Raw genomic sequence first — 21,899 nt, forward strand, 5'->3', positions numbered from 1 at the left:
TAAAATAATCGAACCACATAGACACATAGAAAAGTTGAATATTTACAGTGAAAAAGATAAAATAGAGCTAATTTTCTCACTATTTTACCTTAATTCTTTATAAAAAACTATGTTTCTATGTGGTTAATAGAACTTTAGAAATGTAAATTAAAATTGTCTGATTCCGCATCATTTTAGATTTAATTTAAATAACAAATATCAAGATTAGATTGTCGTTAAAAAGATTAATTTTACGGGCTTGATTTTTGCAAGTGAAAAATTATTAATTGACTAATATTCAGAAAATTAAACAAAACCGAATTACAACTCGTGTTCTGTCTGAAAATGAAACAACTATGAACAAACAAATCAAATTTTACAAATATCAGGGAACCGGAAATGATTTCGTAATGATCGACAACCGCGACCTCGAATTTCCAAAAAGCACAGAACTCATCGAAAAACTTTGCGACCGCCGTTTCGGAATTGGCGGAGACGGTCTGATTCTTCTTGAAAATGATGATTCCCCAACCTTAAAGGGAGATAATCTCACCCCGACCCTAAAGGGAAATGATTTCACCCCGACCGTAAGGGGAGATCATAAAGCAGATTTCAAAATGGTTTATTACAATTCCGACGGAAACGAAAGTACAATGTGCGGAAACGGCGGAAGATGCATCGTGGCGTTTGCTCATTTCCTAGACATCTTCGAAGACCAAACGACTTTTGACGCCATCGATGGACTTCATAAAGCGGAAATCAAAAACGGCATTGTGAAGCTTAAAATGATTGATGTCACTGATATTAATAATGACGGAGAAGATTTTGTGATGAACACCGGTTCGCCACATTATGTGAAATACGTGGAAATGTTAAATAATTATAATGTTTTCAAAAACGGTAACGAAATCCGCAATTCACCGACATACAAAGCAGAAGGTATCAACGTGAACTTCGTGGAAGCCTTGTCTGATAAAGAGATTTTCGTGAGAACTTACGAGCGTGGCGTAGAGGATGAAACCTACAGTTGCGGAACAGGCGTTACGGCCTCGGCTTTAACTTTTATGGATAAAAACAATCAAACTTCCGTTGCAGTAAAGGTTTTGGGTGGAAAATTGAAAGTTTATGCCGAGAAAAATGGAGCGGGATTTAATGACATTTGGCTGAAAGGACCAGCAAGTCAGGTTTTTAGCGGAACAATTTCTATTTAATAAAAATAATAGAATACGATTAAAAGATTTTTAAAATTCTGAATCTCTTTTACTTTTTTAAACTATGAAAAAAATAATTCTAATAATTTTTGTTGTCGCCATCGTAATTCTGGGATTTTTCGGAATTAGATTTTACAATAAATATGCGGGTAACAATGTGGAAAAAGATGGATTTGTCTTGATTCCACACAATGCAAAACCTCAGCAGATCTTTGACTCGATTGCGCCTCTCATCAAAAATAAAGATTACTTCACCAGTGTTGCAGAAGATAAAAAACTTGCTGAAAATTATAAAGCTGGACGCTACGAATTAAAATCCGGAATGAACAACCGCGAAATCGTAAATATGATTCTCGCAGGCAATCAAACGCCGAATTCCTTCCGAATCAAAGATTTTGATGACGTTTACCAAATGATTGGCAGAGTTTCTAAAAAGACAGAAATGGATTCTGCAAAATTCGCGAATGAGCTGGATAAAATCGCGATTAACAAAGGTTATAAAAATGCTGAAGATCTAAAGAAATATTTCTTTAATAATACTTATGATTTCTTCTGGACTGTGACGCCGAAAGAGTTTTTCGAGAAATTCGATAACGAATACAAAGCGTTTTGGACTGCGGAAAAAATTGAGAAAGAAAAGCAATCCGGATTATCGAGAGAGCAAATCTATGCTTTGGCTTCCATCGTTTACAAAGAATCTGGCGGAAAACCCGATGAGCAGAAAACAATCGCCGGATTGTATTTGAATCGTTATAAAAAAGGAATGAAATTGCAAAGTGACCCAACGGTGATCTACGCGGTGAACAAAGCTAATAATTTCACTCAAAAAATAAAGCGGGTATATTACAGACATCTGAAAGAACCTTCACCATACAATACTTATGCGAACGTCGGAATTCCGCCGGGACCAATTTGTATTGTGGACAAGAATTCTTTGAATGCGGTTTTGGATGCGGAAAACAACAATTACATTTTTATGTGTGCCGATCCTGAGAGATTTGGCTATCATAAATTCACGCACAGCGATGTAGAGCACGCGAAAAATGCGAAAGCCTACCAAGATTGGCTGAACAAGAAAGATATAAAATAGGTTGCTGATGGCTATTAGCTTTTTGCAATTGGCTTTAAAAGTTTAAATAATTAAAGTCTGTTTGAAATTGATTCAATAAAAATTGGTAAGCAGAAATAATTATCAAATAGAATTGTTTCTCTCACAGATCAGGCAAATTTTACAGATTTATTTTAAAAGTAAAATCAGCTGAATCTGCCAAATCAGCGAGATTTTAAAAATTCAAACAAGCTGGAATATAATAATAAATAGAGCAATGGCTCAAAAATAAAAGGAATGAAACGAACGGAAATTGTAAGTGTATTTCAAAAGAGAGCGTTTGGGCTTGCCCTGACCATAGGCGCAGCGAGCTTTGTGATGGCTCAGCAAAAAGTGAACATCTCTGGAAACGTTAAAGATGCAAATGGCGGAATCGGCTATTCATCTGTCACTTTTAAGAATACTCAAAATGCGCAATTTAGCGATGCGGTTTTGGCAGATGTAGATGGGAATTACAAATTGGACTTGGTTCCTGGAAACTACGATGTCACCATCGAGGCTGTAGATTATAAAAAATTCACCAAAACAGTAGCGATAACGAAAGCTGGAGCTATTGCCCCATTCGTAATTACTTCTGACGGAAAAGCAAATCTAAATAATACTACTGATATCCAAGGGGTAGTAATCACCGCTGCAAGCACAAAACCTTACAAAGTAGAACTTGATAAAAGAACTTATGATCCTTCGCAAGATATCGTAAGCAAGGGTGGAAGTTTGCAAGATGTTCTTTCCAACGTCCCATCTGTTGAGGTAGATACCGATGGAACAGTTTCTATGCGTGGAAGTTCTAACGTTAGATTTTTGATCAATGGAAAACCATCTGCTTTGTTAGGAATTGATGATGGTGCAAACGCTTTGCAAAGTATCCCTGCTGATCAGATTGAAAGAATTGAAGTCATAACCAATCCTTCTTCAAAATTTGAAGCAAGTGGAACGGCTGGTATTCTAAATATTATCTTGAAGAAAAACAAAAAAGCAGGTTTCAATGGAAGTGTGACAGGGACATTAGGATATCTTCCTCAAACCAATTTAAACACAAACCTTAGCTGGAGAAAAGGAGATCTGACAGTTTTCGTGAATGGTGGAGGCGGATATCGTGAATCTAAAAACACGAACCGAAATAATGTAAATTACGAAAACAACGGCATCAATCTGTTATCCAACAGAAACTCTGAATCTATAACTGAAAGCCAGAACGAAAACTACAATGCTAGCACAGGATTAATTTATGACATCACAGAGAAAACATCCGTAAATGCTTCCGGAACTGTTAGAACTTTTGCGCATGACAGTAAAGGTTACACTAACACTTTTGAGAGCCTCTTTTCCGGCGGATCCGATTTCACGCAACGTTTGAATACCGGAAGAAGTACCAATTTAGCTTTCCAAGGTGATCTTGGATTGGATCATAAATTTGATGACAATGGGCAAAATATTTCATTTTCATTAAGCTTGCAAAGAAATGGCTCCAACAATTTTACAGGAATTGATGAAACTAAAAACGGGGCATTCAATTTATCAAATATCGTCAATCAAAAAACAGTCAACAAAAACATAATTGGTAAAATAGATTATGAATTGCCAATTGGCGAATATTCTTTTTTGAGTGCAGGATATAGATTGGATGTCAATGAAAATGACTACAATAATATGGTGCAGGAAAGCACTAGTGGAAATTCTGATCTACGTTATTTAGGTCTATATTCTTACACCGCTAACTATAAAGAAATGTTCAATGCATTTTATCTTCAGTTTAAAAGTAAAATCGGAAAACTTGGTTACCAAGTTGGTTTGAGAGATGAACAGTCAAACATAACTATTGATTATCATAATTTACAAGGAACTGACCCGGTAGATAACAGAAAAAAGAACTATAACAATCTTTTCCCAAGTATTTTCTTGAGTTATGAGCTGTCAAAGGACAATCAATTTTTGGTGAACTATTCCAGAAGGATAGACAGACCGAGATCTTTCTTTATGATTCCTAACCCAAATTATAATAACAACCTCAATATTTTTGATGGTAATATCGACTTGAATCCGTCGTACGTTGATTCTTATGAATTCGGTTACAGTATATCTAAAAATAAATTCACCATCAACCCAACAATTTATTTCAGACACGAGACCGACAATGTGAACTTGATTGCTTACAGCAGAATTGAAAACATCAATGGTCAACCACAAAACGTAATTCATTCCAAACCTGTCAATGTGGGAACAAATGACAGATATGGTATGGAAGTTAACTTCAACTGGGACGCGACAAAATGGCTTAAGTTCTTAGGAAATGTAGATGTCTTCGGTTACAATACATCCGGTGAATTTTTTGATCCAAACTTAATGACAAAACCTTTATCATTTGACGGAGAGGGTGTTTCTGTGAGATCAAGACTAACTTCAACTTTCAAACTTGATAAAACGCTAAGCTTCCAAGTTCAAGGTTTTTACAGAGGACCTCAAAATACGGCAAGCCAAGAGAGAAAGCCAATGTATGCAATTAATTTTGGTGCATCTAAAACGATCCTTAGTGGCAATGGAACCATTTCTCTTAATATTCAAGATGTCTTCAATACCAGAGCGATGCGTAATATGAATTTTAGTGATGGATTCACATCTGAGAATTATATGCAATGGCAACCAAGACAATTTGCAGTTTCATTTACCTACAAATTTAAGCAAGGAGAAAAAGTTGAACAGCCAAAACGTAAAAAAGATATTAACGCCAACGATACTGGTGGTGACGAACAAGGTCCAATGTAATTTCAAACAGACCATACTTAAAAATCCTGCAAATTGTTTTGCAGGATTTTTTTTATTAAAGTTACATCGCAAAAAAAATCTGTGTTGATTTCTCAAATTACTTCGACTAGAATTTATATCTATTTTAATAATCTTAAAAATAAAAAATCCGTCTAGCTATGAATACCAGACGGATCTTTTTAACAATTATAATTTAAAGGTCTATTTCTTTTGTTCCTTCAGCTCTTCTTTGTCTTTATCTGATGGATTCCAAACTTTCACTTCCGCGTTCTTATCGATTCCGGAAAGGATCTGAACATTGATCCCATCACTTGATCCCAACTTAACATAAACTTTTTTGAAGTTTCCTTTCGGCTGTTTCACTTCTACAAAGGATTTGTTGTTGCCCTTTTCATATTGGATCAGCGACTCGTCCAAAAGTAATGCATTTTTCTTAGAACTCAATAAGATTTCTCCATTTGCACTAAATCCTGCGCGGATATAATCTCCAGATTTGTTGTAAACATCGCCTTCTACAGCAAATTTTATCGTTCCACTTTCTTCTTTTCCTTTTGGTGCGATGAGCGTCAATTTTCCAGGGAAAGATTTATTTTGCAATGCACCGATAACCACTTTCATTTCCATCCCTTGCTGTAATCTTCCAGCTTGTGCTTCGTCTATATCACCTTTGAAAATCAAGGCATTAAGATCTGCAATAGAACAAATCGTAGTTCCAGGGTTGAAGGCATTGGCCTCGATCACCTGACTTCCTACTTTCACAGGAATTTCCAAAACTACACCCGCCGCTTTCGCACGGATCTGCGTGGTTGCCATGCTTTGAAGTTCCGGTGTCGCTCCAGTTCTCACGATTTGCAATTGTTTTTGAGCCGCGTTCAACTGTTGAACTGCCAATTTCTGTTGCTGGATATTGGTCTCCAACTGTTGCTGAGCCGTGATGTATTCTTGTTTGGAGATCACACCTTGCTTGTACAGTTTTGCCTGCATCTCAAATTGTTTCTTTTGATTTTCAACGTTGATCTTGGCATTCGTTAGTTGAATTTGAGAATTATTGATCTGCATAGTCGCATTGTTCACATCTGTGACGTTCGGAACGATTCTGATGGTTGCGATAAGCTGTCCAGCAGTCACTTTATCACCTTCGTCAACGTTGATGGTTTGGATGATTCCGGAGATATTTGGTTTGATCTCGATTTCCTCGCGAGGTTCGATCTTGCCGGTTGCCATCACTTTGTCATCCAGATTCTGAATGGTCGGTTTTCTCGTAAGAAACACCTCATTCTCTGGAGAATTGGATTTTATGAGATAACCAACTCCGCCTACCACCGCGACCACGAATAGCAATCCGAAAAATATGGACAATGCTTTTTTGAATGTAAATTTCTTTTTTTCTTTTTCCATTATGTAGAAGTATAGTTTTTAATATTGAATTAATTTATTGATGTCCAGCTTCTTATGCTTTTCCAATTTTTCAAATGCCGGCCCTAAATCTTCTTTTTTATTGATGAAAAGAATGATGATCATTCTACCTTTACAATCTATAAAACTGATGTTTTGCATTGACTTTTCATAATTGATCTTTCGGATTTCAGGAAATGCTTTTTTCAGTTCATTCAGATTTTCTTTTTGATCATTGTCCAAAAGAATGATAAAAGACGAATCATCATCCAACAGCTTTGGACTTTGCGACACGTTTTTCATTGGACTAGAAATCCCAACACTATTGGCCTCAAAATACTCAAAAAAGTTATCAAAAATAAAATTGCCGTCGAGTTGGTCTGTATAGATATTCACCGTATTGAAATTGGGCGCATATTCATAAATGCAATCTGGAAAAGTCTCAGCAAATTTGTCAATCACCTGATCTATAAAACGCTTATCAATCGATTTATTTTCATTTAGATATTGCTCTGTCAAAGGATAGATGGCTTTTGCAAAAAGATCGATGGTTGGATTGTTGTACCATATTTCTTTATCCAAAACACCCTTGTTCACGACTTTATAAGCATAGCCATTTCCCAGGGCAGTCGCCATAGCTTCATTGAAATACGAATAAGCGAGCTTGGCATATTTCGATTTGCTTTCTTTAAAATATTTCTCCAATTCAGTTTGAACTTCGATACTTTGCTCATGATATAAGATATGACACATCTCGTGCAAAGTAACGCCCAAACTTCCTTTTACATCGGTAGATTCTACCATGCTTCCTACACACAATGCATTTCCGTGTGGGACGGCAGTTGTTGTCCCAATTTTTCCAGGAATTGGATACAGGGCCACATAAAACGGGATTTCTGTATCCCAAGAAGATTTATAAAAACGATTGAATCTGATGAATAAGTCAGAGCTCAAATCATTATATTTTTCAAGTTCTTTTACTTGCTTTTTAATCTTAGGCTCGCTATCATTCCATACATACTGTTTGAAATATGGCAAAGCACTTTTCAATGTTCTGTAAATTTTTAGCTGTTCGCTAACTGGCAAAATTCCAGTGATTCTTTCATTAAAATCATCGACATCTTTAGATTTTACCGCATTTGGAATCAATAAATCCAAATAACTTCTTCGGTTTTTTCTGGTCTGAGGATAATCTTGTCTTACGATTCCAACATTATAATCAATAGACTTAAAATCTTTGATCAGCTTTTTAAAATCCTCATTAGAACCAAGTTTTGAATCGATGTATTTTTGATAAGTCGAAGATGTGCCTTGCTTTTTTGAGGCAGTTTGCATAAAATTAAACAAACTGTAAACCTCACTTTCCTGGATGATGAAAAAGTTTTTCTCTTGTCCAGAAATTGTTTCGGCAAAACATAAAACAATAAAAAATAGAATTATTTTTTTCATGTTACTCGGTTCTTAAAGCTTCAATTGGTCTAATTTTCACCGCTCTTTGTGCGGGGATCAATCCGATGATCAATCCAAGGAAAATCATAATTCCCATGGCGGAGAAAACGTTTCCGTAATCGACTGTTGGATTATAAAACGGAAAAGCATCATTGTTCATCGTCGCAATATTTAGAATAATGAGCAAAAATATTCCTGACAAAAATCCTAAAAGTCCCGACGACAGCGTGATCACAACACTTTCCAACAGAATCTGATTTCGAACCTCAGCTGGTTTTGCGCCCAAAGCTCTTCGGATTCCGATTTCTTTGGTTCGCTCTGTCACTGTAATTAATAGAATATTTGAAATCGCGATGACACCGGCCAAAATAGTCAAGGTTCCGACAATGATGGTCAGCAATTGCATTCCGGTCAGAAATCCTGTTAGTTTTTTAAACTCTTTAGCGAGATTGAAACTTCCAAACGCATTCGTATCTTCTGGTGAAACGTGGTTGATTTTCTTAAGCTCATCCTTCACTTTAGCTTCTACGACCGCGGCTTCGGCATTTGGCTTTCCAACGATCGCGAAAAATCCGACTTTGTCGCCTTCATTATACATTCCGGAATAAGTTGAAAATGGAATATAAGCCGATTGGTCATTCTCCATCCCGCCACCTCTTGGCACTCGGAAAACGCCAATGACATTGAAAAATATCCCTTTCAAATTGACTGATTTTCCAATTGGATTCTCGTTTTTCTTGGCATCGAAAAGATTTTTGTAGATCTCCTCTCCTATCACGATCACATTTTTTTTAGATTGAATATCAGCATCATTGATATATCTTCCGAACAACAATTTTTTCTTAGAAATCTGATTACCAACTGGGAAATCCCCCGTAATCATATATGTATTTTTCTTCCCGTTTCTAGAGATCTGATCGCCCGGCGTTCCAAAATTCCCTCTCACACTTTGGGGCGAAATATAATCGACTTCGGGTACTTTCTTGGTGATATATTCAATATCTTTCAAGTGAAGATCCATCTTTCTGCCTTTTGGAAAACCTTCGTACGGAATGTTGGTACTTTGTGGCCAAAGGAAAACCGAGTTGGTCGCAAAACCTGAGAACAATCTATTGAACCCATTTTCCATTCCATTCGCCGCGCCAAGCAAGCTTACGTACAGGAACATTCCCCAACCAACGCCAATCATCGTGAGAAACGTTCGGAGCTTATTATTCCGAAGGGAATAATAGATTTCTTGCCAGGTATCTCTTTTGAAAAGTATGTTCATTTTTGGTTGATGGTTGTTGGTTGATAGTTGATGGTTTTGCTGAGTCTTGATCTTGTCTATTTGTTCTTGATTCGTTTCTCTTTTACTCTGATCTTAATGCTTCAATTGGTTTAATCCTGGAAGCTTTGTAGGCTGGTACAAATCCAGCGATGGTTCCCGAAAGCAAAAGACAGAAAAATGCAGAAGCGATCAATCCCCAACCCACGGAAGGTTCTGTGATGAAATATTCTTCGAGATTATTTCCAATGAGTTTTAGTGCCAAAACGCCCAAGCCAACGCCAACAATTCCTGAAATCACCGTAATCACAATACTTTCTTGAAGAATCAATGCGACGATGCCACCTGGTTTTGCGCCAATCGCTTTTCTGACACCGATTTCTTTGGTTCTCTCCTTTACGATATAAACCATAATATTACTGATCCCAATGATTCCCGCAAGCAAAGTTCCAAGTCCGATAAATCCTACAACGACAGTGATCACAAACAGAAAAGCAAATGAATCCTGTGTATTTTTCGCATTGTTATTGATTCTGATCCCTTGCTGGTCATCCGGAGAAATTTTATGTCGTGCTTTGATACTTTTCTCTAATTCGTTCCCATATTTCACCCCTTGATCCGGCGTCATATTTGGGTCATAAGACAACATTACGGTGCTGATGGTGTCAGAACTTTTCTTCATCTGTTGCAATGTCGAAAGTGGCACCGAAATATGTCGCTCGTCCCAGTCACCGCCAGGATCTGAGAAAACACCAACCACTTTGAACATCGTCCCATTGATCTCTAGATCTTTCCCGATCGGATTTCCATCTCGGATCAGATCTCGCCAAACCATTCTTCCGATGGAAGCTACATTTTGTTTCAGCGCATTATCTCGTTGGTTGATGTATCGTCCATCAATCATTGTTCTGTTCTCAAGGAATTTCTCGTCGCCCAAAACACCGTTGATTTGATAACCACCACTTTCTTTTCCATATTTCACAGTAAGACTGGTTTGATACCTCGGCGAAGCGTATTCTAATTTCCCCTCGCTTTCTTTCACGATGGCATCAAAATCATCATTGTTGAAAGTCACTTGTCTGTCGGATTGCAAACCTGCATAAGGAACAGTGGTTTTGCCGGCCCAAATCATAATGAGATTGGTTGCATCTCTTGTAAATGCTTTGGCAAATGAATTATTAAGACCGTTTCCAATGCCAAATAATACAATGAAAATGAACAATCCCAAAGCCACCGTAAACCCAGAAAGCACCGTCCGCAATACATTACTGCGAATGGAACTAAAAATCTCTTGCCAGCGGTCTAAGTCAAACATAATTTGGTTGTTGGTTGATGGTTGTCAGTTGTTAGTTTTTTTTAGGATTGAGATTCTCTTTCAGTTTGTCAGGCTGAGGCTCTCGAAGCCATTTTTAAATATTTTAATCTAAAACAATTTGATTGATGAATGTATCGCTTTCTATCAATCCGTCTTTCAGGACGACGTTTCTTTTGGTTTGTGCGGCCACATCGGGCTCGTGTGTTACGACGACGATTGTTTTTCCTTCTTTGTTAATATCCTGAAGCAACTTCATAATATCGTGTGTCGTTTTGGAATCCAATGCTCCGGTTGGCTCATCGGCCAAGACTAATTTTGGGTCTGTGATGAGCGCTCTTGCAATGGCGATTCTTTGTTTTTGTCCTCCGGAAAGTTCACTGGGAAGATGATTTGCCCAAGCTAAAAGTCCTACTTTTTCAAGATATTCTTCGGCGCGTTTGGTTCTTTCTTTTCGGGAAACATTTTGATAATATAACGGCAACGCCACATTGTCCAATGCTGTTTTATAATTAATCAAATTGAAAGACTGAAAAATAAATCCAAGAAAACGGCTTCTGTATTCCGCGGCTTTGACTTCTGTCAGATGTTTGATGGGAACGCCGTCCAACTCGTAGATGCCGTTGTCTGCTTCGTCCAAAATACCGATGATGTTGAGCAATGTCGATTTTCCGGAACCGGAGCTTCCCATAATAGAAACAAATTCGCCTTCGTTGATATTCAGGTTGATGCCTTTGAGAACGTGCAATTTGCTCTTGCCTGTGTCGTAGGATTTGTTGATATCTTCTATTCTTAGAATGGGATGAGACATTGTCTGGATTTTACATATAAGTAAATCCGATTGCTGAATTGTTACATCAAAAAAGATAAAAACCACTTAAATAGAAAAAAACAATACATTAACCGTGAAAATCAACCATCATTACAATGATTTTTATTATTATTAACGAAATAAAAAATCTCAATAAAAATAAAATGAAAAAAATTATTCTAATCGTTTTCTACAGTCTTTCATTTTTTTGCTTTGGTGCAAAAATTAACATAAACATCCTTGATACTGCAACTGTTGAATCTCGTGCAATTGACAATATTCTTAAAAAAATAGAAGCTCCCAAAGTTTCAAAAAATGTAATTCTAATTACAAATCTCGGTGCCAAGGGCGATTCTAAAACAGATAACAAACCTTTTTTTGACAAAGCAATGAAACAAAGCAAGGCAAAAAAAGGCGCAAAAATAGTAGTTCCGGCAGGCGTTTACTTGATTAACGGGCCGATTCACTTCGTAAGCAACACGACTTTGGAATTACAAAAAGATGCAAAAATAATCTTTGGAACAAATGAAAAAGATTACCTTCCTGCCGTTCTCACGAGTTGGGAAGGGACACTTATTTATAATTACAGTCCCTTGATTTACGCCTATCAAGTAGAAAATGTTGCGATAATTGGTGAAGGAACAATTGATGGAAATGGCAAAGATGGTTTCAGCCAATGGTACGACAAGCAAAAACCTGCACAGGCAAAAACCAGAGATATGAACTTGAAGATGACGCCTGTAAAGGAAAGAATCTTCGGGAAAGACAGCTTTTTAAGACCTCAGCTTGTTCAGTTCTTTGAAAGTAAAAATATTTTGATTGAAGGTGTTACCATTACAAACGCTCCATTCTGGTGTGTTCATTTCCTAAAATCAGAAAACATCACCGCTCAGAAAGTAAAATTTGATTCTCAAAACAAAAACAATGATGGCTTCGACATAGAATATTCTAAAAATGTTTTGATAGATGATGTAGATTTTGACAACGCAGATGACAATGTCACCATCAAGGCTGGGCGAGACAGAGAAGGCAGAGAAACCAATATGCCATCAGAAAACATTATCGTTAGAAATAGCCGTTTTAAAGGTTTGCATGCGATTGTGATTGGTAGTGAGATGTCATCTGGCGTAAGAAACGTTTTTGTAGAAAACTCGACCTTTGCCGGCTATTGCAAACGTGCTCTATATCTGAAATCTAATGCTGACAGAGGTGGTTACATCAAGGATATTTACATCAACAATGTAGATTTTGGAGAGGTAGAGGATGCAATTTACATCACATCTTTCTACAAAGGGGAAGGCGAAGGTCACGAAACAGACATCCATAATTTGTTTGTCAATAATTTCAAAGTTAAAAAAGCGACCAACGCTGGAATCATAATACAGGGTTATCCTACGAAGAAGGTAAATAACATTGTATTTTCTAATGTAAAAATCAATGAAGCAAAGAATGCAATAAGCATGACCAATACAGAGAATATTATTTTTAATAATGTTACTATTGGTAAAGAAGAACAAATCCCATCTTCTAAACATTAAAGTTTATGAAAAGTATCCGATTGTAAATTTCAATTGTAACAAATCCAATATTCCGAAGTCTTATTGTGTATAATTTTTCTTTTATGCTAAAAAAAGTTTTTTGTATTTCGCTTTTGTCTATTGGGGTTTTGGGATTTTCTCAGAAGAAATGGACGATTCAGGAATGTGTGGATTATGCGATTAAAAACAATCTGCAGGTTCAGGCGCAGGCTCTCAACAAAGATGTGCAGACAAAAAATCTGGAAATGGCAAAGAGAGATTACCTACCATCGGTTTCCGGAAGCATCTCGAACACGGCAAGTTTTGGAAACACACAGTTCGTGAACACGAGTATCCGAAATGACAACTTCAGCAACAACTCGAGTGTCGGTGCCAATATTCTGGTTTACAACAACGGCAGGCTGGAGAAAGCGATTAGAAAAACGGGCTTCGATGTGGAGGCTAGTTTGCAGGATATTGAAACGATAAAAAATAACATCGCGCTTCAAATTGCACAACAATATCTTTCTGTAATGCTAAACAGGGAAATCAAGAAAATCTCCCAAAGCGCAATGGAAAATGCCCAACAACTCTACGACCGCGCGAAAATCACGACCGAAGTTGGAACGACTGCACAAACGGTTTTGGCAGAAGCAACCGCTTCCGTCGCCAGAGAAAAGCAGAATGTACAAACGGCTCAAATCAATGTGGATAGGGCTTTGTTTGCAATGGCTCAGATTTTACAACTTCAGGATTACAAGAGTTTTGATGTGGTAGATATTCCTGTTCCGGATGAGTTGGTGCCTCAAAAAGAAACCGTGGATGAAGTTTTGAATATTGCCTATGAATCTCAGCCCGTGATAAAAGCGGCGGAAAGTAGAATCAAATCTGCAGAGGCACAAACGGAAGTGGTGAGGACGAATTTCTATCCGACAATCACGGCAACTGCAGGAATTGGAACTTTTTACAACAATCTACTGAACACCAACATCACCGGCTACGATGCTTCCAGCGGATTCCCGGTTGCGGTGCAGGAACGAAGTTTCATCCAGCAATACAAATCAAATTTTGGTCAGCAAGTTGGGATTTCGGCCAACATTCCAATTTTTAACAAAGGAATTACAAGATTGCAAGTGGAGCAAACCAAAATCAATGAGTCGATTGCGAAAAATAATTTGGAGCAACAGAAATTCCAGTTGAAGCAGGATATTCAGCAGGCGCAGTTCAATGCTGATTCGAACTACGAAATTTATGTTTCTGCGATGGAAGCTGAGCGAAGTACAAAACTGGCGCTGGATTTTGCAACGAAAAGTTATGAAGCTGGACGTTCGACCATTTATGACGTTACTATGGCGAGAAACAATTTTGCAAATGCACAAGGTTCTGTGGCTCAGGCAAAGTATAATTATTTATTCAGTGTGAAAGTTTTAGATTTCTATGCAGGACGCGGGATTTCGCTTTAAGTAAAACAAAAACGCAAAGATGCAAGCAAGTTTTTGAATCTATAATATTTTAAAAGTCGCAAAGCCAATCTTTGCGACTTTTTCCGATTTGGTTGAGACTAATTTTGTGACTTTGCGATAAAAATTATTGATATTTTTCTTATCTTTGAGATATGCAGACCTTCGGAATAGATTTACTCAGAGATATAAAAAGTGCGGAATTGCTGGGCGAAAATGCTCATAAAATCTATTCTCCACCTTATCGCCCTATCTTTACTTATGAAGATATTCTGACACGAAATCCAAAGTTTGCGGCCGTCAATATTTTACTTTATCTCAAAAATAACGAGTGGCATTTCCCGTTGATTGTTCGCTCTCAAAATGAACGTGACAGACACAGCGGACAAATCTCTCTTCCCGGCGGAAAAAATGAAAAAGAAGATTTGGATTTTGCCCACACAGCGAAACGTGAAACTTCCGAAGAATTAGGAATTGATGAACATTATGTGAGAATCATCCGAGAAATGTCGCCGATTTACATTCCGCCGAGTAATTTTTATGTTCACTCTTTTGTTTCTTACACCAAAAAAAATCCGGAATTTTTCCTTCAAGAAAGTGAAGCCGTGGAATTGATAGAATTTCCGATTTCCTCTTTATTAAGTCTTCCCGACCAGCCAAAAAATATGGTTTTGCCATCTACCAACGGTGCGGAAGTTCCCGTCATCGATTTTAATGGCTACATCATCTGGGGCGCTACCTCTATGATACTCAGCGAATTCAGCAACTTATTAAAAAATGTTTAGTTTTGCACAGATTCCTACGATTTGGGAACGGAAATTGGTTATCACTTTTAACATATCACCTTGATTTTTAGTTTAAAATCTAATTAAACATAAATGGCAAAAAAAAATATTTTTACCGATTCTTTTGGAAACATCTATGTTTTGAAGAGGTTTATTATTTTTATTCTAGGACTGGTTTCCTATCGGAGATTCAACGGTTTCAACAAACTGAAGATCACGGGAACGGAAGACCTCTCAGACCTTCCGGACAGCAATGTGCTTTTCGTTTCGAATCATCAGACTTACTTTGCTGATGTAGCTGCGATGTATCACACATTTTGCTCTGTTAACAATGGATTTCACAACACTATTAAAAATCCTGTTTATCTTCTTAATCCAAAAGTCGATTTCTACTATGTTGCAGCGGAAGAAACGATGAACAAAGGAGTTCTTTCAAGAATTTTCAAAATTGCCGGAGCAATCACTGTTAAAAGAACTTGGAGAGCGGAAGGAAAAAATGTCAACAGAATGGTTGACCTTAGTGAGATTGAAAACATTATGAAAGCTTTGGATAATGGCTGGGTGATTACATTTCCACAAGGGACAACTTCCGCTTATGCACAAGGTCGAAAAGGAACTGCAAAATTGATAAAGAACCAAAGACCAACTGTAATTCCCATTAAAATCAATGGTTTCCGACGCGCATTTGACAAGAAAGGTCTGAAGATAAAAGTCACTGGCGTAAAACCAACATTGGAGTTCAAACCTGCTTTGGATATTGATTATGATAATGAGTCGGCCAACGAGATTCTGGACAAAATAATGCACGCCATCGAGCAAACACCCGAACACAATATTCTGCACGATTACGACACCAAACTGAAAGAATCAAAATCCCAACAATAAAAAAAGGCTACTGAAAAAGTAGCCGTTTTTGTTCTATTTTAAAGACTCTATAAATCTATAATCTATCAGTCTATTTTCTCTTAGTCTAAATTAAGCCTCAATACTTGGAACTTGTACGTTCTCATTAGCATCTTTCTCATAATCAATTCCATCAACTTCGAAACCGAAAAGGTTGAAGAACTCTTTTCTGTAACCTGCGATATCACTGATTTCAGAAAGGTTTTCAGTTGTTGTTTCCTTCCACAATTTGTCAACTTCAGCCTGTACATCATCTGCCATTTCCCAGTCGTCAACTCGGATTCTACCAGCTTCGTCCAAAGGAACTTCGCCATTTTCCGTATATAATCTGTCAGCAAAAAGTCTTTGAATCTGCTCGATTGTTCCTTCGTGTGTTCCTTTTGCTTTCATCACTTTGTAAAGTAGAGAAATATACAATGGAACTACAGGAATCGCAGAACTGGACTGAGTTACCAAAGCTTTGTTTACAGAAACATAAGATTTTCCGTTAAGGTCTTTTAATAAGTCATTTAGAACAGTCACAGTCGCTTCAAGGTCGTTTTTCGCTTGACCGATGGTTCCGTTTCTGTAGATTGGGAAAGTCAATTCTGGGCCGATGTAAGAATAGGCAACCGTTTGAACACCGTCAGCTAAAACGCCAGCCGCTTTCAAATCTTCCATCCAGAATTTCCAGTCTTCACCACCCATTACGGCAACAGTGTTTGGAATATCTTCTTCGTTTTCAACCGGAGCAATCGTCACATCAGAAACTACGCCTGTGTGGAAATCCACCGTTTTGTTGGTGTAAGAATTCCCGATTGGTTTAAGAACAGATGAATGTGCAACGCCCGTTTTTGGATGCGTTCTTCTCGGAGAAGCCAAACTGTAAACCACCAAGTCAACTTGACCAAGGTCTTTTTTGATTAATTCAATCGTTTGTTTTTTTATGTCGTCTGAGAATGCATCGCCGTTGATACTTTTGGCATAAAGTCCAGCTTCGTGCGCTTCTTTTTCGAAAGCGGCAGAATTGTACCAGCCAGCAGTTCCCATTTTACCTTCAGAAGCTGGTTTCTCGAAGAAAACACCAACTGTTGCAGCGTCGGAACCGAAAGCCGCTGTGATTCTGGAAGAAAGTCCGAAACCTGTAGAAGCACCGATTACCAAAACTTTTTTTGGTCCGTTTTTGATAGCACCTTTGGACTTTACATATTCTATTTGATTTTTTACGCTTTGAAGTGCTCCATCTGGATGCGCCGTCAAGCAAATAAATCCTCTTGTTCTTGGTTGAATAATCATTGTTGAAATTATTTTTAGCATTGCAAATTAAAGAAATTTGAGCAAATAATGAGGAATTTTTGTTTAAAAAGAACTTATTAAATTTTAATTTGATTAGCATTAATGAGACTTTACGAATGTGTGAATCTTTATTTTATGCAATCGATTGCGCAGGTTGTTATTTTTTTTAATTTTACCAGCAAGCAGTTGCTCTTTATTATTGTGGGTAGCACTTCGACTCCGCTCAGTGTGACAATTCGAAAACCAATTATTTTATTTACACTTTGTTAGTCTGAGCGGAGTCGAAGACTTTAATCTAAAATAAAATTGAAACAACGAATCTAACGCAACCCGACTTGAATGGAGCTCATTTTTTGTGGCGGGAAAAGCGAAGGCAAAAATAGCGGGAATGGAAGGCGGAAAAGTTGCCCAAATTATAATTAATGAACTGACTTAACTAAAACATTTATAATCAATCAAAAGAACTCATATCAATAAACAATGAAAAAACTATTAATAGGTCTTGCGTTTTCTGTTGCAACGCTCATTTCTGCTCAGAAAAATGACATCCAATATTACATCGACAAAGCGCCATTCAAATTTGGAGCAATGGTTTTGCCTAATATTCCAGAAAAGGATTACAACTTCAAGGATTTTGGAGGTGTTGCCGATGGAAAAACTTTGAACACCAAAGCCTTCGAAAAAGCAATCACGACAATCTCCGCAAATGGTGGCGGAAGATTGATTGTCCCAGCTGGAACTTGGTTGACGGGGCCAATCGAGCTGAAAAGTAAAATCGATTTTCACGTGGAGGAAGGTGCAATCGTGCAGTTCAGCAGTGATATCAAACAATTTCCGATGAGAGAAACTTCGTCTGGGAAATTTGAAGTGACGGCTCCGATTTGGGGAAATAATTTGAAGGATGTTTCCTTCACCGGAAAAGGGATTTTCGACGGTGCTGGAGAAGCTTGGCGTCCTGTGAAGAAATTCAAAACGACCGATGCACAATGGAAAGAATTGCTGGCGAAAAAAGGAAGCACGCTGAGCGACGACGGGAAAATCTGGTGGCCGAGCGAATCGGCAAAAAATGGTGAGCAATTGGCAAAAGTGATTGCGAAAACGCCCAATGCGACGATTGATATGTACCAGCAGTTGCACCATTTCTTGAGACCGATGATGTTCACGCTTTCCAAAGTGACGAATCTTTTGATTGATGGCCCAACGTTCCGAAACTCACCGAAATTTGTCATCAATCCAAAACAAATTACAAACCTTGTCATCAGAAACACAACCGTTTACAATCCGAAATGGGCTCAAAACGGAGACGGAATTGATATCAGTGCTTCGAAAAACGTGATTATCTATAACACAAAAGTGAACGCCGGCGACGACGGAATCTGTATGAAATCCAGTGGGACGCCGAAAAACGGTGAAGCGAATCTGCAAAACGTCATCATCGCAGAATGTACTGTTGGTGAGGGTCACGGCGGTTTTGTCATCGGAAGTAATACGGATGGCGGAATGAAAAATATCTTTGTTTCGAACTGTACTTTTGACGGAACGGATATCGGAATCCGTGTGAAAAGCAACTCCGGAAGAGGTGGCGATGTAAGCCAGATTTTCATTGATAATATCGAGATGAAAAACATTGTGAAATCTGCCGTTTTCTTTGATACTTTCTACGCCGATGCACCAGTTGGAAGTACGAAAGAAAGCGAAGAGGCGCAACATTCCGGAGACAAAGTGCCTTATTTCCACGACTTTTATGTAAGCAATATCAACTGTTCTTCGGCGGAAACGGCTTTCAGTTTCAGTGGACTTCCTGAGAAACTGATTGAGAATCTTTTCTTTAAAAACGTCAATATCACGAGTAAAAAAGGAATTGTTGGGAAAAATGCCAATAATATCGTTTTTGAAAATGTGAAAATCAATAACAGTACAGATTATAAAATCGATAGTAATCTGAAGAAAGCAATTGTTGTGAAGTAATTTTTTACAATTATTAAAGGTGTTATTTTCAAAACCCTTCCAGATTGAAGCTGAAAGGGTTTTTTCTTTTTTATCAATAGCGTCGGGCTTCAGCCCGATGTCACTTTGAAAAAATAATCCAAGGCTTTAGCCAAAATTTATTACAAGTTTTGGCTAAAGCCTTTTTTATATTCCAATCTTTAAAATGGGCTGAAGCCCATTCCTATTGATGAAATTTTTATTTTAAAGCGATTGTGAAATCTTCATTCATTAGCAAAACACCTTCTTCCTGACCTTGTGTGAAACCTTTCAGTTTTGAAGTTTTGCTTTTCAGAATTAAATCCTGAAGTTGTTTTTCTGACAGTTTTTTGCCTAATATTTCGAATGAAACTTTGAAACCACAAGCTTTGAAATCAGAACAGCCGATTGCGGTTTTTCCTTTCATCAAATTGTTGGCTTTGCACTTTGGACATTGGGTTTCCGTCCAGATGATTTCGGTTTTTACTCTCGGCACTTTTTCTTTTGACGGAGCAGGTTTTTTCTCCTCAAAATTGATGACTTTTCCTTTTGAACTGATGACTTTTCTCGTGAGTTCCGTGACCATCTCTATCAATTCATCCTTGAATTGGTTTGCCTCGTACTCGCCTTTTTCGATTCTGCGCAGTTTGGATTCCCATTCTCCCGTGAGTTCGGGACTTTTTAGAACTTCGTCTTCGATGGTGTCAATCAATTCGATTCCGATTGACGTTGCGAAAATATTCTTCTTTTTACGCTCGATGTATTTTCTTCGGAACAATGTTTCGATGATGTTGGCTCGGGTTGAGGGTCTTCCGATGCCATTATTTTTCAGCATTTCGCGAAGTTCCTCATCTTCCACTTGCTTGCCTGCGGTTTCCATTGCTCTTAGCAAAGTTGCTTCTGTGTAAGGTTTCGGTGGCGAAGTTTTTCCCTGATGAATCAATGGTGCGTGGTCGCCTTTTTCGCCGGCTACGAATTCGGGGATTGTTTGTTCCTCGTCTTTATCTTTTTCGTCCTTTTCCTCTTTTTTATCTTTCGCATAAACCGCTCGCCAACCTGGTTCCAGGATTTGTTTTCCGGAAGCTTTGAAAGGAATTGTTCCAACTTGTCCTTCAACCAAAGTATTTGAAATCTTACATTCTGGATAGAAAACGGCGATGAATCGTTTGGCAACCAGGTCATAAATTAATTTTTCCTCACGACTCAGATTTGATGAAGGCGGAATTTCTGTCGGAATAATCGCGTGGTGGTCCGTCACTTTCGTATCGTCGAAAACGGCTTTTGTTTTCGGGATTGGCTGAGAAAGTAAAGGCGAAATCAAGTCTGAATAAATCGTCATACTTTTCAGAATTCCACCAATTTTTGGATACAGGTTTTCTGACAAATAAGTCGTATCAACTCTTGGATAAGTCGTGTGTTTTTTCTCGTAAAGACTTTGAATATAATTAAGCGTATGCTCCGCCGAGAAACCAAATTTCTTATTCGCTTCCACCTGAAGTCCCGTCAAATCGAATAAGCGAGGATTCTTTTCCTTTCCTTCCTTAATTTCAAAGGATACGATTTCAAATTGATTTTTCTTGAGATATTCTAAACCTTTTTCTGCTTTTTCTAAAGTTTTCAATCGGTCGATTGAGGCACTAAAAAGAACATCACGATATTTTGTTTTCAGTTCCCAATATTCTTCCTGAGAAAAAGCATCGATTTCTTTCTGACGCTGAACGAGCATTGCCAAAGTTGGAGTCTGAACTCTTCCAATTGACAAAACGGCTTTGTTTCCTCCAAATTTTTTAGTGAATAATCTCGTCGCATTGATTCCCAACAGCCAATCGCCAATTGCTCTTGCGTTTCCTGCTTGATAAAGATTTTTGTAATCTTCCGCGGGTTTCAAATTTTCAAAACCTTCTTTGATTGAATCTTCCGTCAAGGAAGAAATCCACAAACGTTTCATCGGTTTGTCGCATTTTGCTTTCTGCAAAACCCAACGCTGAATGAGTTCTCCTTCTTGCCCTGCATCACCACAATTGATGACCTCATCACATTCCTGAACCAATTTTGCTATCGTATTAAATTGTTTTTCAACGCCATTGTTATCAATCAATTTAATTCCGAATTGTTTGGGAATGATGGGCAGGAAAATCAAATCCCAGGATTTGAAATGTGGTGCATAATCCTGCGGTTCTTTCAGCGTGCAAAGATGTCCGAAAGTCCAGGTGACGCAATAGCCGTTTCCTTCCATATAACCGCTTTTGGGATTGTTGGCTCCCAAAACTTTGGCAATATCACGGGCAACGCTGGGTTTTTCGGCTATACAAAGTTTCATCTGTAGTTTTTATTGTCTTTTTAAGGTCAGATGGAACGTCAAGACGTTTCATATTATCTCTGGAAATAAGGCTTGCAAAAATGCGATTTTTAAATTGAAAAAACGAGGGATTTTGAACACAAAATTCATAAAGATTTTTTTATCGGTATTGAAAAAAATTTAGGTTAAAGAAGGCGCTTCGCTTATGAGATTGAACTCTTGGGATTGTTTTTTTTACGCAAAGTGCGCGAAGATTTTTTTAAAATTATTGAAAATATTTTAGGATTCGCAAAGACGCTTCGCTCATCAAAGACTATATTTTTTTTGCAGATGAACCTGATTTTGCAGATTTGAATTGGAAGAGAAAGTTCGATTGAAAGACAAAATCTTCAACTTTGCG

15 protein-coding genes are annotated in these 21,899 nt (G+C 37.8%); 8 read left to right on the forward strand and 7 right to left on the reverse strand.

Annotation, left to right across the window (positions count from 1 at the left end; genetic code table 11):
- Window positions 1–335: 335 nt before the first annotated feature.
- The 3 genes from dapF (at window position 336) to IO90_RS06905 (ending at window position 5,061) form a co-directional block, all read left to right on the forward strand.
- Window positions 336–1,190: a diaminopimelate epimerase gene (dapF, locus tag IO90_RS06895; RefSeq protein WP_034965342.1), complete on the forward strand. Its 855-nt coding sequence runs from the start codon at window positions 336–338 to the stop codon at window positions 1,188–1,190.
- Window positions 1,191–1,254: 64 nt separating this feature from the next.
- Window positions 1,255–2,280 (forward strand): endolytic transglycosylase MltG, encoded by a 1,026-nt coding sequence (gene mltG / locus IO90_RS06900; RefSeq protein WP_034965233.1) that lies wholly within the window; start codon window positions 1,255–1,257, stop codon window positions 2,278–2,280.
- Between the two features lie 255 nt (window positions 2,281–2,535).
- The gene (locus tag IO90_RS06905; protein ID WP_034965236.1) at window positions 2,536–5,061 is read left to right on the forward strand and encodes a TonB-dependent receptor domain-containing protein; all 2,526 of its coding nucleotides are present in this window, start codon (window positions 2,536–2,538) and stop codon (window positions 5,059–5,061) included.
- 201 nt (window positions 5,062–5,262) lie between these two features.
- Here the strand turns inward: IO90_RS06905 and IO90_RS06910 are convergent, their stop codons facing one another.
- The 5 genes from IO90_RS06910 to IO90_RS06930 all read right to left on the reverse strand — a co-directional run bounded on the left by IO90_RS06910 (window position 5,263) and on the right by IO90_RS06930 (window position 11,283).
- Window positions 5,263–6,459 carry an efflux RND transporter periplasmic adaptor subunit gene (locus IO90_RS06910; RefSeq protein ID WP_034965237.1) on the reverse strand — a complete coding sequence of 399 codons (1,197 nt, stop codon included), beginning with the start codon at window positions 6,457–6,459 and terminating at the stop codon, window positions 5,263–5,265.
- An 18-nt stretch (window positions 6,460–6,477) separates the two neighbouring features.
- Window positions 6,478–7,905, reverse strand: coding sequence for a hypothetical protein (locus IO90_RS06915; RefSeq protein ID WP_034965240.1), 1,428 nt, complete (start codon window positions 7,903–7,905; stop codon window positions 6,478–6,480).
- A gap of 1 nt (window position 7,906) precedes the next feature.
- Entirely contained in the window at window positions 7,907–9,175 is a 1,269-nt protein-coding gene (locus tag IO90_RS06920; protein ID WP_034965241.1) for an ABC transporter permease, read from the reverse strand.
- An 82-nt stretch (window positions 9,176–9,257) separates the two neighbouring features.
- Complete coding sequence (locus tag IO90_RS06925; RefSeq protein ID WP_034965243.1) at window positions 9,258–10,487, reverse strand: ABC transporter permease; 1,230 nt, start codon at window positions 10,485–10,487, stop codon at window positions 9,258–9,260.
- A gap of 103 nt (window positions 10,488–10,590) precedes the next feature.
- Window positions 10,591–11,283 carry an ABC transporter ATP-binding protein gene (locus IO90_RS06930; protein ID WP_034965344.1) on the reverse strand — a complete coding sequence of 231 codons (693 nt, stop codon included), beginning with the start codon at window positions 11,281–11,283 and terminating at the stop codon, window positions 10,591–10,593.
- 176 nt (window positions 11,284–11,459) lie between these two features.
- On the opposite strand from IO90_RS06930, the gene IO90_RS06935 reads away from it, so the two are divergent.
- The 4 genes from IO90_RS06935 (at window position 11,460) to IO90_RS06950 (ending at window position 15,942) form a co-directional block, all read left to right on the forward strand.
- Window positions 11,460–12,833 (forward strand): glycoside hydrolase family 28 protein, encoded by a 1,374-nt coding sequence (locus tag IO90_RS06935; protein WP_034965345.1) that lies wholly within the window; start codon window positions 11,460–11,462, stop codon window positions 12,831–12,833.
- Between the two features lie 83 nt (window positions 12,834–12,916).
- Window positions 12,917–14,275 carry a TolC family protein gene (locus IO90_RS06940; protein ID WP_034965244.1) on the forward strand — a complete coding sequence of 453 codons (1,359 nt, stop codon included), beginning with the start codon at window positions 12,917–12,919 and terminating at the stop codon, window positions 14,273–14,275.
- A gap of 152 nt (window positions 14,276–14,427) precedes the next feature.
- A complete protein-coding gene (locus tag IO90_RS06945) occupies window positions 14,428–15,057 on the forward strand; it encodes an NUDIX hydrolase (RefSeq protein WP_034965247.1) in 630 nt (209 codons plus the stop codon).
- 93 nt (window positions 15,058–15,150) lie between these two features.
- Complete coding sequence (locus tag IO90_RS06950) at window positions 15,151–15,942, forward strand: lysophospholipid acyltransferase family protein (RefSeq protein WP_034965248.1); 792 nt, start codon at window positions 15,151–15,153, stop codon at window positions 15,940–15,942.
- 90 nt (window positions 15,943–16,032) lie between these two features.
- On the opposite strand, the gene fabV is transcribed toward IO90_RS06950, so the two are convergent.
- Window positions 16,033–17,235, reverse strand: a complete 1,203-nt coding sequence (fabV, locus tag IO90_RS06955) for an enoyl-ACP reductase FabV (RefSeq protein WP_034965250.1) — start codon at window positions 17,233–17,235, stop codon at window positions 16,033–16,035.
- A 480-nt stretch (window positions 17,236–17,715) separates the two neighbouring features.
- On the opposite strand from fabV, the gene IO90_RS06960 reads away from it, so the two are divergent.
- Window positions 17,716–19,203: a glycoside hydrolase family 28 protein gene (locus tag IO90_RS06960; protein WP_051878379.1), complete on the forward strand. Its 1,488-nt coding sequence runs from the start codon at window positions 17,716–17,718 to the stop codon at window positions 19,201–19,203.
- Window positions 19,204–19,420: 217 nt separating this feature from the next.
- On the opposite strand, the gene IO90_RS06965 is transcribed toward IO90_RS06960, so the two are convergent.
- Complete coding sequence (locus IO90_RS06965; RefSeq protein WP_034965253.1) at window positions 19,421–21,520, reverse strand: type IA DNA topoisomerase; 2,100 nt, start codon at window positions 21,518–21,520, stop codon at window positions 19,421–19,423.
- Window positions 21,521–21,899: the final 379 nt, after the last annotated feature.

The organism is Chryseobacterium sp. FH1 (assembly GCF_000735135.1).
GTDB lineage: Bacteria > Bacteroidota > Bacteroidia > Flavobacteriales > Weeksellaceae > Epilithonimonas.

What these genes read in the sequence shown, in the direction of transcription:
- dapF (WP_034965342.1), top strand. Translation starts at nt 336, where the DNA reads ATGAACAAACAAATCAAATTTTACAAATATCAGGGAACCGGAAATGAT.
- mltG (WP_034965233.1), top strand. Translation starts at nt 1,255, where the DNA reads ATGAAAAAAATAATTCTAATAATTTTTGTTGTCGCCATCGTAATTCTG.
- IO90_RS06905 (WP_034965236.1), top strand. Translation starts at nt 2,536, where the DNA reads ATGAAACGAACGGAAATTGTAAGTGTATTTCAAAAGAGAGCGTTTGGG.
- IO90_RS06910 (WP_034965237.1), bottom strand. Translation starts at nt 6,459, where the DNA reads ATGGAAAAAGAAAAAAAGAAATTTACATTCAAAAAAGCATTGTCCATA.
- IO90_RS06915 (WP_034965240.1), bottom strand. Translation starts at nt 7,905, where the DNA reads ATGAAAAAAATAATTCTATTTTTTATTGTTTTATGTTTTGCCGAAACA.
- IO90_RS06920 (WP_034965241.1), bottom strand. Translation starts at nt 9,175, where the DNA reads ATGAACATACTTTTCAAAAGAGATACCTGGCAAGAAATCTATTATTCC.
- IO90_RS06925 (WP_034965243.1), bottom strand. Translation starts at nt 10,487, where the DNA reads ATGTTTGACTTAGACCGCTGGCAAGAGATTTTTAGTTCCATTCGCAGT.
- IO90_RS06935 (WP_034965345.1), top strand. Translation starts at nt 11,460, where the DNA reads ATGAAAAAAATTATTCTAATCGTTTTCTACAGTCTTTCATTTTTTTGC.
- IO90_RS06940 (WP_034965244.1), top strand. Translation starts at nt 12,917, where the DNA reads ATGCTAAAAAAAGTTTTTTGTATTTCGCTTTTGTCTATTGGGGTTTTG.
- IO90_RS06945 (WP_034965247.1), top strand. Translation starts at nt 14,428, where the DNA reads ATGCAGACCTTCGGAATAGATTTACTCAGAGATATAAAAAGTGCGGAA.
- IO90_RS06950 (WP_034965248.1), top strand. Translation starts at nt 15,151, where the DNA reads ATGGCAAAAAAAAATATTTTTACCGATTCTTTTGGAAACATCTATGTT.
- fabV (WP_034965250.1), bottom strand. Translation starts at nt 17,235, where the DNA reads ATGATTATTCAACCAAGAACAAGAGGATTTATTTGCTTGACGGCGCAT.
- IO90_RS06960 (WP_051878379.1), top strand. Translation starts at nt 17,716, where the DNA reads ATGAAAAAACTATTAATAGGTCTTGCGTTTTCTGTTGCAACGCTCATT.
- IO90_RS06965 (WP_034965253.1), bottom strand. Translation starts at nt 21,520, where the DNA reads ATGAAACTTTGTATAGCCGAAAAACCCAGCGTTGCCCGTGATATTGCC.